At 42.1% G+C, this 12,925-nt stretch carries 11 protein-coding genes; 4 read left to right on the plus strand and 7 right to left on the minus strand.

Annotation, left to right across the window (positions count from 1 at the left end; translation table 11 throughout):
* Positions 1-3: 3 nt before the first annotated feature.
* Positions 4-1,392, minus strand: a complete 1,389-nt coding sequence (locus J2Y67_RS06740) for an amino acid permease (protein WP_310172059.1) — start codon at positions 1,390-1,392, stop codon at positions 4-6.
* A gap of 193 nt (positions 1,393-1,585) precedes the next feature.
* The gene (gene kynU, locus J2Y67_RS06745; RefSeq protein ID WP_310172061.1) at positions 1,586-2,860 is read right to left on the minus strand and encodes a kynureninase; all 1,275 of its coding nucleotides are present in this window, start codon (positions 2,858-2,860) and stop codon (positions 1,586-1,588) included.
* A gap of 147 nt (positions 2,861-3,007) precedes the next feature.
* Here kynU and J2Y67_RS06750 point away from each other — a divergent pair, with 147 nt between their 5' ends.
* Positions 3,008-3,625 (plus strand): TetR/AcrR family transcriptional regulator, encoded by a 618-nt coding sequence (locus J2Y67_RS06750; protein WP_310172063.1) that lies wholly within the window; start codon positions 3,008-3,010, stop codon positions 3,623-3,625.
* 73 nt (positions 3,626-3,698) lie between these two features.
* Here J2Y67_RS06750 and J2Y67_RS06755 read toward each other — a convergent pair whose 3' ends face one another.
* Positions 3,699-4,319 (minus strand): NAD(P)H-dependent oxidoreductase, encoded by a 621-nt coding sequence (locus J2Y67_RS06755; protein ID WP_310172065.1) that lies wholly within the window; start codon positions 4,317-4,319, stop codon positions 3,699-3,701.
* 120 nt (positions 4,320-4,439) lie between these two features.
* On the opposite strand from J2Y67_RS06755, the gene J2Y67_RS06760 reads away from it, so the two are divergent.
* Entirely contained in the window at positions 4,440-4,868 is a 429-nt protein-coding gene (locus J2Y67_RS06760; RefSeq protein ID WP_310172067.1) for a MarR family winged helix-turn-helix transcriptional regulator, read from the plus strand.
* Positions 4,869-4,963: 95 nt separating this feature from the next.
* Here J2Y67_RS06760 and J2Y67_RS06765 read toward each other — a convergent pair whose 3' ends face one another.
* The 4 genes from J2Y67_RS06765 to J2Y67_RS06780 are packed head-to-tail and all read right to left on the minus strand — an operon-like array spanning position 4,964 to position 10,063.
* A complete protein-coding gene (locus J2Y67_RS06765; protein ID WP_310172069.1) occupies positions 4,964-6,310 on the minus strand; it encodes a glutamine synthetase family protein in 1,347 nt (448 codons plus the stop codon).
* A gap of 4 nt (positions 6,311-6,314) precedes the next feature.
* A complete protein-coding gene (locus J2Y67_RS06770) occupies positions 6,315-7,493 on the minus strand; it encodes a M20 metallopeptidase family protein (protein WP_310172070.1) in 1,179 nt (392 codons plus the stop codon).
* 42 nt (positions 7,494-7,535) lie between these two features.
* Positions 7,536-8,876 (minus strand): APC family permease, encoded by a 1,341-nt coding sequence (locus J2Y67_RS06775; RefSeq protein ID WP_310172073.1) that lies wholly within the window; start codon positions 8,874-8,876, stop codon positions 7,536-7,538.
* A 32-nt stretch (positions 8,877-8,908) separates the two neighbouring features.
* A complete protein-coding gene (locus J2Y67_RS06780; RefSeq protein ID WP_310172074.1) occupies positions 8,909-10,063 on the minus strand; it encodes an amidohydrolase family protein in 1,155 nt (384 codons plus the stop codon).
* A gap of 312 nt (positions 10,064-10,375) precedes the next feature.
* Here J2Y67_RS06780 and J2Y67_RS06785 point away from each other — a divergent pair, with 312 nt between their 5' ends.
* Together J2Y67_RS06785 and J2Y67_RS06790 are read left to right on the plus strand one after the other, a co-directional pair.
* Complete coding sequence (locus J2Y67_RS06785; protein ID WP_310172076.1) at positions 10,376-12,127, plus strand: sigma 54-interacting transcriptional regulator; 1,752 nt, start codon at positions 10,376-10,378, stop codon at positions 12,125-12,127.
* Between the two features lie 274 nt (positions 12,128-12,401).
* On the plus strand, positions 12,402-12,911 hold the full coding sequence (locus J2Y67_RS06790; protein WP_310172077.1) for a DoxX family protein: 510 nt from the start codon (positions 12,402-12,404) through the stop codon (positions 12,909-12,911).
* Positions 12,912-12,925 lie beyond the last annotated feature (14 nt).

The following is a 12,925-nucleotide window of genomic DNA, read 5'->3' on the forward strand; positions in this document are numbered from 1 at the left end:
TCTTTAATCTTCTATCACAATATCCTGTTGGGAAGCTGCATTCACTCTTTTTTTATGAAAAAAGAAGTACACAACCGTTAAAAACACTAGCCACGGGATGCCGAACTGAAGCAAAATTTTAAAAGGCGTAAACCAGGTGGTAATCATCAGACTTACTAACAGAACCGCTCCCAAAACGGTTAAATAGGGAAAACCGATCATTCTTACCGGCAGCTTGCGACCGCCTGATTTTTCCCACATTTTTCGAAAAAATAAATGCGAGATAAATACCATTAACCAAGTAAAAATTGCTCCAAACATGGAAATTCCCATCATGAAAGCGTAAGAGGTTTCCGGGAACAAGGCACTGACTACTGCCGCTACAATAATTCCGACAGCGGAAATCGCTAGAGCTGCTGATGGGACTCCTTTTTTATTGACCTTTCCAAAAACAGCAGGGGCAAATTTTGACTGCGACAAGGAAAACACCATTCTGGTCGAGGCATACAATTGACTGTTCATCGCCGATAACGCCGCGGTTAAAATAATAAAATTCATAATTCCGGATGCACCAGGGATGTTCAAAATTTCCATGACTTTTACAAATGGACTTTTATCCACGCCTGCATTTTTCCATGGAACGATCATCAACATGATGGCGAGTGTCAGGACGTAAAAGGTAGAAAGACGGAATACCGTTGCCTTCAAGGATTTGGGAACCGCAACATCAGGATCCTTTGCTTCACCTGCGGTTACCGCAATCAATTCGGTTCCTAAAAAGCTAAACAGTGAAATGAAAATGGCAACCCAGACACCCTTAAAGCCAAACGGAAGAAATCCCCCGTCATTTGTGAAATTTTCAGGACCCAGCTTCGAACCGCCGGTGGCTCCGAATAAAACATAAGCTCCTAGTAAAATAAAGCCGATAATCGCACTGATTTTGATCATTGAAAACCAGTATTCAAAGGTGGCAAAGGTATTTACACTGGTAGCGTTTACATAAATTAACACAGCACCAAACAGCAAAATCCAAACGATTCCCGAAACACTTGGGAACCAATATTTCATATAGACGGCAATCGCACTGACTTCGACGCCAACCGCCAACACGTTGGCAATCCAATACGAATAACGGACAAGGTACCCGGCCATCGGGTGAATGTATTTTTCTGCGATGAGTCCAAATGATCCAGATGACGGATGTGCAACGGTCATTTCCGCCAAACAGCCCATGAGCAGCAGCACAATAAACGCACCTACCGCATAACTAATCAGCACACCCGGTCCTGCCGTACTAATCGCAAGGCCGCTGCCGAGGAACAGCCCGGTTCCGATGGCACACCCCATCGCAATCATCGTCAGCTGCTTTGTTTTCAACTCCCGCTTTAATCCCTTTTCCATCTTATTCTCCATACGTCCCCGCCTTTCCTTTGTTCGGAAGTGTTTTTTGAAGCCGCAACGTCACTTTTTGGCACCGCAGCTTTTTTAAAAGTGTAAAATTACACGGTATCCGCGGATTCCTGGAGTTTATCCGCGAATCTGCACCTTTTATCAGCGAATCTTGGCCCTTTATCAGCGAATCCACCCCCTTTATCAGCGAATCAATCTACGCTACAATTTCCCGTTCATTCGCAAACTTCTCATATTGTTTTTCAAGCATAATCTTTTTCAAAATTCGAACGACATTCCAAACGTCTTCATAGGAAGTATATAGAGCAATCGGTGCAAGACGGATCACATTCGGAGCCCGGAAATCCGGTATAATGCCGTTTTCTTTTAACGACTTACAGATCCGTGCCGCTTCTGGATGTTCGAGACAAACATGACCTCCTCGGCGCACATCGTCTTGCGGATTTCCAATCACAAACCCGAGACCAGCTAACTCCACATCAATCATATCCATAAAATACTGATTAATCTCAAGTGATTTTCTTCGAATATTTTCAATCCCTGCTTGCACGTAAATTTCCAGAGAGCCCAAGAGCGGCGCCATGCTTAATACATGCGGCGTGCCAATTTGATAAGCCCCCGCCGTTTCCGCAGGAATGAAAGTATGCTCAAGATCAAACTGCTTATCCTTACGGGATCCAAACCAACCGGCTAACCCGGGGTTCGTGCCAAAATGCTGGCGGTTGACGTACAATCCGCCGACACTTCCCGGTCCTCCGTTTAAATATTTGTAATTGCACCAATAGGCAAAATCAACCTCCCATTCACTAAAAGAATGCGGAATCGCACCAACAGAATGGCAGCCGTCAAAGCCAATTAAAATTCCGCGCTTATGGGCTTCCGTCGTTAACCTCTTCATATCAAGGATTTGCCCGCTGCGGTACTGAACCGTTGGAAGAATAATTAAAGCCACCTCATCGGTCATCGCTTCAATAATATCCTCCTCTTCAATCATGCGGCCGTCCCGGCTTTTTACGCGGATCAAATGCTGGTCCGGATCATATCCGTGGATGCGAAGCTGGCTTTTTAGCGCATAAATATCGGTTGGAAAATTCAGCTCATCAGCTAAGATTTTCGTCCGCTTTCCCTGTGGCTGAAAAAATGTCGCCACAAGCTGGTGCAGATTAACCGTTGTGGAACCGGTTACAATTACTTCTTCAGTAGAAGCTCCTACTAGCGGTGCCAATAATTCTGCTAATCTCTCAGAAAGGTCAAACCATGGGTGATTCCCCTTTGTCCAGCCATCAATTCCATGTTCCTTCCAATCCTCTACTGATTCCAGAAGGGTCCGTTCCGCCCGCTTCGAAAGCAGCCCTAATGAGTTTCCGTCCATATAAATCGTGCCTGGCTTTAGATAAAATTCCTCGCGAAACCGCCTTAGCGAGTCCTCGGTGTCCAACTGTTTGGCGTATTCTAAAGTTGTTTGCATCATTATGATATTCCCCCTTTTGATTGCTTGAGGAAAATATACCAATAAATATGACATGGTGTCAATATTATTTTTCAGAAAATTATTAATGTTGTACTCGCTATTATTTTTAGATATTCTTTAGGTTAGAGAGTACAGGAGGAAACGGAAATGAATGAGAAACATGACGTGGTTGACAAACGCCATTTACGGTCCATAAAGACAAAGCAAAAGTTGCTGGAGGCGGCTAGAGAGGTGTTCCTTGAGGAAGGTTTTCAAAAAGCAACGATTTCACAGATGATAAAAAAAGCGGGGGTTGGATATGGCACCGCTTATGTTCATTTTGAAGGCAAAGAGGAAATTTTAATGGTCTTGATGGATGATGTCATGGAAAAATTCTATGAAATTGCCGAAGTGTCATTTTTTCCAAAAACAAAGGAGGAAGCCCAGCGGATCATTCTTTCGCAGGCTACTGCCTTTTTAAAAATGGCGGAGACCGAGCGAAGCATGATGCAATTGTTCGAGCAGGCCATCGGGATTTCCCCATCGATTTCAACCAAATGGAAAGAAATTCGCGAAAAGTTTATTCAACGAATCTCGAAGGACATCGCGTTCGCTCAAGCTAACGGTTTGGCCAGAGCCGAACTAAACCACGGTCTCGTCGCCAGAGGCTGGTTCTTCACCAACGAAATGTACCTATGGGAAATCGTCCGCAACGAACACCAAGGCACCGTTGAAGAAATCACCGAAACAATGACCGCTGTCTATACAAAGGGGCTCTATAACTAAAAAGCCAGGAATCAGCTGCATTTTTGCACTGAGACCTGGTTTCTTTTATTCTACAAAATTCGAATTGTGTCTGTCACTTGTCGAAATCGACAACTCTCGGAGGGTTTCTGTAGACCAGCTCTTTGAAATAACGGTAAATTTTCTCTAGTTTTTTTACCTGTTTTCCGTTTGGGCTTTCCATGTTACCAAATTCAAAAAACTTTATGTTTTTAATGCCTACAAAATTAAATAGCGCTTTTTTCATTAGGATTTTATGGGCATTGTTTAACCAAAGAAGGGGATAGTGGGTAGGTCCTTTCATGGTGGATACACAAACAACAGACTTTCCTTTTAACAGCCCCTCTGGAAGCAGTCCTTTTTTATCCCGATAAGCAAAATTTGCTGCAAATAATTGGTCAATATATCCCAGCAGCATGGCCGGAGGTCTTCCCCACCAGATTGGATAGACAAAGACCATCTGATCCGCCCACATAATTTGTTTTTGATATTTATCAATATTAGGATCACGATACATATCGCGTCTTCGTTTATGTTCATTAAACACGAGAAGTGGATTAAAATTCTCTTCATATAAATCAAGGACTTGAATTTCCTCAACGTTAGGATTTTCATTGCATCCTTCGATAACTTTTTGTAAAAATGCATAGCACAAACTTTGGTGATTAGGATGTGAATAAATAACCAGTGTTTTCATAACGCACCCCTTTTACTTATCATTTGATAATAAAACAATAGCATCCTTTCTGTTTAGTTGTCAAATGATAATTGTTATTTGATAACATTTTTGTTATCTTGTCAGTAAGAGGTGAGAGTTATGGACAAAAAAGCTCTTTTTTTAAAATGTGTGTCCTTTACAACCGCAGTTCATCGTGTGACACACGAATTAACACAAAATGCCAAAGCAGATTCCATTACGCCCGTTCAATATAACATTCTTGAGTATATAACGGTCAGTCAGCCTGTTTCTCCAAGCGAGATTAGCGATTGCCAACATATCTCCTTGCCAAATACGAGCCGCGAGTTGAAAAAATTGGAGGAAAAAAATTTAATTAAAAAATTCACTGACACAGAAGACCGGCGCAAACAATATATCAGTCTCACTAAAGATGGTGAAAAGATGATGAACGAGGCCTTTGCAACGATCGAATCTCGTTTTCTTAACCGCATCGAAAATACATCCGAAGAAGATTTAGAAAACATTAACCTCGCTCTAGAAATTCTAAAGGAAAAATTATTTTATTAATCAATTCTACAAAAATCGGGTGGTGACAGGCACCACCCGATTTTTGTAGAATTCTCACTCCTTAAAGTTATTAGGTATGTTTCTTCTCCTAAAAACTAAAATCTTGTAGAGAAAATATTCCGCTCCCAATCACTTACGTAACGGGAATATTTATCCCACTCATTTCTCTTAATTTTGATAAACTCTTCCCAAATGGATCTGCCAATGGTTTGCGCCAAAATCGAATCCTCGGCCAAACAATCAATTGCTTGATGTAAGCTTCGTGGCACCCAGTTGATTCCTCTTTCCTTCAATTGAAACTCACTTGCTGCGCTCACGTCAAATTCAACGGGTTCTCCGGGATCACTTCCGGTTTGAATCCCGTGCAGACCGGACGCAACAATACATGCAGCGAGAAGATAGGGATTACAGGTTCCATCTGCCCCCCGATACTCAAATCTCCGTGTCCTCCTTTTTTCAGGAATCCGCACTAACACAGAACGGTTCGCGGAACCATAACAAATATGGGCCGGCGCCCATGAACCAGGCTGCATTCTTTTATAGGAATTGATGCTTGGAGCACCGATGGCAATTAAGGAAGAACCATGCTTTAAAAGACCGCCAATAAATTGATAAGCCTTCTCTGACATATCAAGACCACGCTGGTCGGTAGGATCCTCAAAAAGATTTTCCCCTGCTTCATCATATAGACTGATATGAACATGAAGACCGCTACCTGCCAAATGTTGAAATGGCTTTGGCATAAGCGTTCCAATCATGCCCTTATCGCGGGCAATTTGTTTGAACAAGTGAGCAAACGTAACCTGGTCGTCCGCCGCCTTCAATGCATTCGTATACTTCAAGTTAATTTCTAACTGTCCTGGACCAAATTCACTTGATATTTGCTCGGTCTCTACCCCCATCTCTTCAAGGGCATAGACAAAATCTTGAATAAAATCCTCCTGAATATCTGCCCCTTCAGAAGAAAAACAATGACTATTGTCGGCCGTTACCAATTGCCCGTCGGCCTCCTTTAATAAATAGGCCTCTTGTTCAAATGCCATATTCACTTTACCACCAAGAAGCGACTCTACTTCCTTTAAAAGACGTTTAAGCGCATTCCTCGGGCAGCCATGCCAAGGGTCTCCATTCATATCCACTAAATCACACAACATCCGAGCGGTATTTTTCCGATAAGGCAAAATGGCAAACGTATTAGGATCTGGAACAGCAAAAAAGTCACCATCATTCGATCCATAGGCAGGATTCGGAATATATTCATCAAAAAGGTCAAAGCTCATGATGGCTGTACTAAAATTAATCCCTTTTTCCATCGCACTTTTTAATTGGGCAGGTCGAATCGTTCTCCCTCTTGTGACACCTGCATAATCTAAAAACTCAAAACGAATAAATTCAATTTTTTCCTTTTTTACCATATCAAGCACGTTTTCTATCGTCATCATCTTATTAAACTTCCTTTCGTAATCTCTTGAGGACCGACCATGTGAACACCTCTACCCCAACAGAAATAATTTGCTCGTCAAATTCAAATTGTGGATGATGAAGGTCATAACAAGCCTCATCCTCTTTTTTAATCCCTAAGCGAAAATAAGTGCTTGGAACACGCTCTGCAAACGAACCGAAATCATCCGCCCCCATAGAAGGTTCATTTAAACGAATAACGGCATTTTCACCATAAAGCTCAAGAGCAGCTTCCTCGACTAATTGCGTTACCTGATCTGCATTAATTACGGGCGGGTGTCCATCGGTATATATCACTTCCACCCTTGCTCCGTACGATTCTACAATTTGCTGAACAAGCTGAATCATCCGCTCCTTCAACCTCGTCCTAGTTTTCATTGTCAACGCTCTTGTTGTTCCTTCTAAAACTACCTGATCAGCAACCACATTGGTTGCCACTCCGCCATTAATTTTACCAACATGGATTATCACCGGGTCGATTGGATTATTTTCTTTTACCACAAGATGGGACAATGCTTGAATGACCTGAGTGCTGATGGCAATCGCATCAATCCCTTGATGTGGCCTGGCGCAATGGCCGCTTTTCCCTTTAATCACAATTTTGAACTCATCACAAGAAGCTGTAACGGCGCCGTACCGGACCCCAATCGTTCCAAACGGAATATGTGGCCATAAATGAAGGGCAAGCATTTCATCTACCTCGGGATTACCGAGGACCCCGTGCTGAATCATTTGTTCCGCAGCGCCGTCATCCTCTTCCCCAGGCTGAAAAACACAGCGGACCCGACCGGCAAATTGGTTTTTATATTGGTTTAACAAATAAACAGTCCCTAAGAGAATCGTTGTGTGACCGTCATGACCGCAGGCGTGCATCACACCCAAGTTTTTCGAGCTAAACGCTAATCCCGTTTCCTCTTGAATCGGCAGGGCATCAATATCCGCCCGAACACCGATATGACTTCCTTCCCCTTTTTCACCGACGATATCAACGATAATTCCTGTCTCCCCAATCTGCTGGGACGGAATATTCCATTCTTCCAAACAGGAGCGAATATATGCGGAAGTATTATATTCGGCAAAAGAAAGCTCGGGATACTGGTGAAGCTGTCGGCGAATCGTGACGAGTTGTTCAAAAAGCTCACTGCAGACTTTCACTTTTTCCATGAAATTTTCCTCCAATAGATGCATTTCACTTTTTCAAAAATATCACAATTCAAATGTCGTCTCTTTTACCTTAAACACTTTTCCCATAATAAAATTGTAAACAATCCCGATCAAAATCCAGGAGAATCCAACCTTTAGTGCTAAATGATCCATGCCGTATAAGACATAGCCAATAACGAGCAATCCGATAATCGGGAAAATCAAATGTTTGATAAACTGCTTTGATTTTTGGCGAATCGTATAATGGTTGATAACGGACACATGGAGCAAAAGAAATCCAGTCAAGGCGCCAAAGTTAACAATATTTGTTAAAATATCGATATGGTTTTCGAATGCCAACCCGACAATTAACGAAATAATCGCTACCGTAATTGTACTGATATAAGGTGTTTTAAATTTAGGATGGACCTTAGCCAAAGCATGCGGCAGTCTGCGGTCACGTCCCATCGAAAAAAGAAGCCGAGAAATCGCCGCTTGAGAGGCAAGGGCACTGGCAATTCCCCACGAAAATGCCGTAGCAAGAATCGTTAAATTTTTCAACCATTCCCCGCCGGCAAGCTCCGCGATTTGATAGAAAGCAGTATCCATATTATCCAGCTTAAGACCTCTGCCAAGGTCACTCGCAATCCATGTTTGCACGATAAATAAGAATCCGGCAACAAGCAAGGCGGCAACCGTTGCTTTTCCAATCAGCTTCCTTCCTCCTTTTACTTCTTCGGAAAGGGTCGAGATGGCATCGAAGCCTAAGAAGGAAAGGACAGCAATTGATACGGCTCCCATAACCAGTTGCAAATTAAACTTACTAGAGTCATAGAGCGGCTTAATCGATAAACTAGTATGATGAACACCTTTATTTAGAGCAATCAACCCGACAACAACAAACGTAAGTAACACAATAAATTCCAAAACAAGAATAACTTTATTCGCTTTTGCGGTAAATTCAATTCCACGAATATTAATGAGTGTATTAAAGACAATAAATACCGCTAACCAAAACCAAATAGGCAGACCATGAATAAATGCATGTAATGAAACAGCACTAACGGCATAAGTGAGCGCCGGAATCAGGATATAATCCAGCAGGATCGCCCAGCCAGCAATAAAACCGACATAAGAACTAATTCCATGTTGAGCATAGGCGTAAACAGACCCCGCAATCGGGAAGGCTTCTGACATTCTTGCATAGCTAAAGGCGGTAAAAATCATTCCAACCATTCCAATGATATAAGCTAATGGGACCATTCCTTGAGATGCATCGGCAATATAGCCATATACACCATACGGGGCAATCGGAATTAAGAAAATTAATCCATAAATCAATAAATCCCAAAATGATAGCGACCTCTTCAATTCCTGTTTATATCCAAAATGCTCAACTGACATAAATTGTCCTCCTTTTATTCTTCATCCTATTTTTATAGATATTTTTGATAGACATTTTCGAAATTGCGGTAGAGCACCATTTCTCCAATGACCCTAGCAGTCTCGGCGTTCATGTAATCCGCATCCACCCAGGAATTCAAAACCTCTTCAAAGCATTCTTTAAACAAATGTACGCCCATCCAGTTCATTTCCGGCACCGTAAAGGCATCCGAGCCGTACATCACCTTGTCAAACGGGGCAAATTCAAATACCTGTAATAGAATCCGCTTGACGCCGTGACCGCTGAACGGATTCTGCAAGGAAATATCCATGTAGACATTTGGTAGAATACTAACAATAAACGCTGCCTCTTCCACCCATGGGTAACCGCCATGAACGAGGTGAACTTTCGTATTTTCATATTTTGGATCCCTTAGCATATCGATCAAGAAGCTTGGACTGGCTTTTTGAAGGACAACCTCGCCATCCCCAACTCCTGTATGAATATGCATAACTTTATCTGCCGCCGTACATTCCTCCATCGCGATATGTAGACAGTAATCCCGGAACCCTTTCACTTTGGCTCTGGTATTTGCGCGAAACTCCTCATACTCCTCGGCTGCCAAGCTTTCATTCATAGAAGCAATTTCGAGCCCGCTGCGGTAAGCAATAATGGATTTTAAGCCGATGGTTCCTTGTTGTTTCAAAGCTTCAGCCAGTTCCGCACAATATTTTTCCTTAAATTCAGCAAAGGTTTTGCACTCCCCGCTTAAGCGAACCATGACCGGTTCAATTCGGTAGACCTCCCAAATGCGGGCACCGGATAAATCCTCATATTCTTCTTTGCTAAGTGGCGGCTGCGGGTAACCAAAATCACCCACCACTCCAGTGAGTTTCGCATCTTGAAAAAGTTCGCGGGTGAATTTCTTAAAATCTTTTGCTTTCTCGTTACGATGCTTTACAACCGCTTCAAGGGTAGGCTCACATGAAAAATATTTTGCGAGGCGCTGGGTTAAAATTTGCACCCACATATTACTACCCGGATATGGCTGGTTTTTTACCCATTGATAATGCTCTGGAATTTGGTTAGGTATTACCGCCAATGATAACTTCCTTACATATTCATCTACTGAATACGGTTCCATATTTGCCAAGTAGGGATGCGCATGAACATCAATCGCCTGACAATCCTTTAATGTAACTTTCATCTTAAATCCTCCTTTTTCGCTTTGTAAAAGGTAAATGCAAAATCTGTGCCAATCATTTATAATTTGCAGAATATTTTAAAAATGATTGTTTTGAAAGGGTTTTTCCGATTTAGTAGTGTGAAATTCATCGAAAAATATTTTTCGATGGAAAAATTCCTTTCGATGAATCTTTTTCTATTTTCTCAATTTCACTGAATTCATTTTCAACTCAGATAATTTATGATAAAATTTTGAAAAATCAACTGGTGACTTGAATTGACCGAAAAATTTTTTTCGCTCAATATTTTTCACTTCAGGCAGGTGCAATATGAAATGCTGACACAACCATCATTAATAGACATATGGAACCATTCCTTTGACAGCATTATGATTTTGAATGAAGAAGGAACAATTTTATCGTTAAATCGACCAGCTGCCCGATTGTTTCTGGGAAGCCCTTCGACATTAACCGGTTCCTCCATCTATGAACTGATCCCTTCAGAAGAATTTAAAAATAGTCTGCAAAAAAGAACCCAAACGGGAATCCCGATTTCATTAGGAACGAAACAAATAGTCGCGAATATCCTCTTTTTCGAAAACCCTGATTCTAGCAAACATTATCTATTATTCTTAAAAGATCTTTCTCAAGTTCAGCAATTAAACAATCAAATCCAGCAGCTAAATAAAACGAAGCAATTATACGATGGAATCCTCGACCAACTAGAAGAAGGCATCTGCGTGATTGATGAGCACGGAATGATTCTTTTTTATAATCGGAAGGCTGGCGAAGTTGAAACGTTGGAGCCTGAGGCAGTTAGGGGAAAACGAGTACATGATATCTGGGACGTGGACGATTCCACGAGTACCTTGCTGAATTCGCTTAGAACCGGACGCACCCTCAATCAGAGAGAAACTCAGTTTTCTTCACACGGAAAAGCGATTACCACCCTTGTGAGGACTATACCACTGTCAATTGGGGAACAAAGAGTCGGAGCGATGGAAATATCCAAAGACATCAGCGAACAAAAACAATTAACCGAAACCATCATGCAGCTTCAAAAGCAGCCAAATGGTGAAGCAACAACATTGGCACCGCTTCCTACCCATAAAAACAACACAAGATTTCAATTTGAAAACATTGTTTTTTCCAGCCGCGAAATGGCGCTAACCGTTGAACAGGCCCGCCGCTCGGCAAGATCCCGCTCGAATATTTTGATTGTTGGAGAGACCGGGACAGGTAAGGAGCTTTTTGCCCAAAGCATCCACAATGAAAGTCCAAGAAAAAACAGTCCCTTTATCGCTCAAAACTGTGCAGCCCTTCCGGAATCCCTGCTGGAAAGCCTGCTCTTTGGTACGGCGGTCGGAAGCTTTACAGGTGCTGTTGACCGGGCTGGATTATTTGAACAAGCAAACGGCGGAACCCTGCTCCTGGATGAGATTAATTCCATGGGGACAGGTTTGCAGGCAAAGTTATTAAGGGTTTTGCAAGAAAGGAAAGTACAACGGCTTGGGTCTTCCAAATTAATGAATATAGATGTCAGAGTAATTGCCACGATGAACGAGGAGCCGCTTAATGCGATCGACCACGGTCGACTCCGCGAGGATTTGTATTATCGACTCGGCGTCGTGAATTTGGTCATTCCTCCGCTTCGAACTCGGAAGGACGATATTCGAATTTTATCTGAACACTTTATTCACAAGCATGCAAAACTTTTAGATGTAAACGTGGGAGGCCTTGAGCCGGATATCTTTCAACTTTTTTTAGATTATCATTGGCCTGGAAACGTCCGTCAGCTTGAGCATGTTATCGAAGGCTGCTTAAATCTTGTCTATGATGAAAAAACGATTGGTTATGATCACCTGCCTCCTATATTGAAAATGAAGCTTCAGCATCAGGAAAGACCGTTGAATCTTGAGGCTTCACAGCAATTCTCTGGCAGCCTACCGGAGCAGATTGAAAAACTTGAACGCATCATGATTGAACAGGCAATGAAAAACAACAATGGCAACATTACAAAAGCAGGAGAACAGCTGGGAATCTCCAGACAAAACCTTAACTATAAACTGAAAAAATTTAAGATTTAAGAATAGATTTTAGCTTTCGGAACACTACGTTGTATGAACAAACCAATCCCTAACGGTAGCACCACAATAAGCAGGAACGATTGCACCTTAACCCGAATCTTTATTGGGATGAGGTGCCTTTTTATTCCACAAAACCCCTTCGTAATAATTTGTTCAAACCTTTATTACATATTTGTGAAATAGTGAACAAATAACTCTTATTTCAAGATAAAGGGATTATAATATAAGTGTAATCAAGTTATTAATAAAACTTTTTCTAAAAGGGGTCTTTTATATGTTTAACCAATTTTTAAGAGAGAACAAAGTTGCTGCTGCCGTTCTTACTGTCATTCGGTTATACCTTGGTTATGAATGGATGATGGCCGGTCTTCACAAACTTACAGGTGGATTTGATGCTACGGGCTTCCTAAAAGGCGCCATTGCCAACCCAGTCAAAGGTCCGGATGGAAGCATCGTCTACGCCACATACGTTGGATTCTTAAAACATTTTGCCCTTCCAAATGCGGATCTTTTCAATACGATGGTTCCACTAGGTGAGTTCCTTGTTGGTTTGGGATTGATTCTTGGATGCTTGACAACGGCTGCTGTATTCTTTGCACTAGTCATGAACTTCGCTTACGTCATGGCTGGAACGGTTTCTAGCAACCCAATGGATATTTTACTAGGGGTTATCATTATCGCAGCTGGTTACAACGCAGGCCGATTCGGGCTCGATCGCTGGGTGTTACCGTTTATTCGTAGAACAACTGTGAAGGGAAATAAAGCGGTGAACCATACCGCTTAACGCAAAAGCACCTC

The sequence above is a fragment of the Neobacillus niacini genome (assembly GCF_031456445.1).
Taxonomy (GTDB): domain Bacteria; phylum Bacillota; class Bacilli; order Bacillales; family Cytobacillaceae; genus Neobacillus; species Neobacillus niacini_I.

Excerpts from the sequence above, each read along its gene's own strand:
- J2Y67_RS06775 (WP_310172073.1), bottom strand. The coding sequence starts at position 8,876 with ATGTCAGTTGAGCATTTTGGATATAAACAGGAATTGAAGAGGTCGCTA.
- J2Y67_RS06765 (WP_310172069.1), bottom strand. The coding sequence starts at position 6,310 with ATGATGACGATAGAAAACGTGCTTGATATGGTAAAAAAGGAAAAAATT.
- J2Y67_RS06750 (WP_310172063.1), top strand. The coding sequence starts at position 3,008 with ATGAATGAGAAACATGACGTGGTTGACAAACGCCATTTACGGTCCATA.
- J2Y67_RS06785 (WP_310172076.1), top strand. The coding sequence starts at position 10,376 with ATGCTGACACAACCATCATTAATAGACATATGGAACCATTCCTTTGAC.
- J2Y67_RS06755 (WP_310172065.1), bottom strand. The coding sequence starts at position 4,319 with ATGAAAACACTGGTTATTTATTCACATCCTAATCACCAAAGTTTGTGC.
- J2Y67_RS06780 (WP_310172074.1), bottom strand. The coding sequence starts at position 10,063 with ATGAAAGTTACATTAAAGGATTGTCAGGCGATTGATGTTCATGCGCAT.
- J2Y67_RS06790 (WP_310172077.1), top strand. The coding sequence starts at position 12,402 with ATGTTTAACCAATTTTTAAGAGAGAACAAAGTTGCTGCTGCCGTTCTT.
- J2Y67_RS06760 (WP_310172067.1), top strand. The coding sequence starts at position 4,440 with ATGGACAAAAAAGCTCTTTTTTTAAAATGTGTGTCCTTTACAACCGCA.
- kynU (WP_310172061.1), bottom strand. The coding sequence starts at position 2,860 with ATGATGCAAACAACTTTAGAATACGCCAAACAGTTGGACACCGAGGAC.
- J2Y67_RS06740 (WP_310172059.1), bottom strand. The coding sequence starts at position 1,392 with ATGGAGAATAAGATGGAAAAGGGATTAAAGCGGGAGTTGAAAACAAAG.
- J2Y67_RS06770 (WP_310172070.1), bottom strand. The coding sequence starts at position 7,493 with ATGGAAAAAGTGAAAGTCTGCAGTGAGCTTTTTGAACAACTCGTCACG.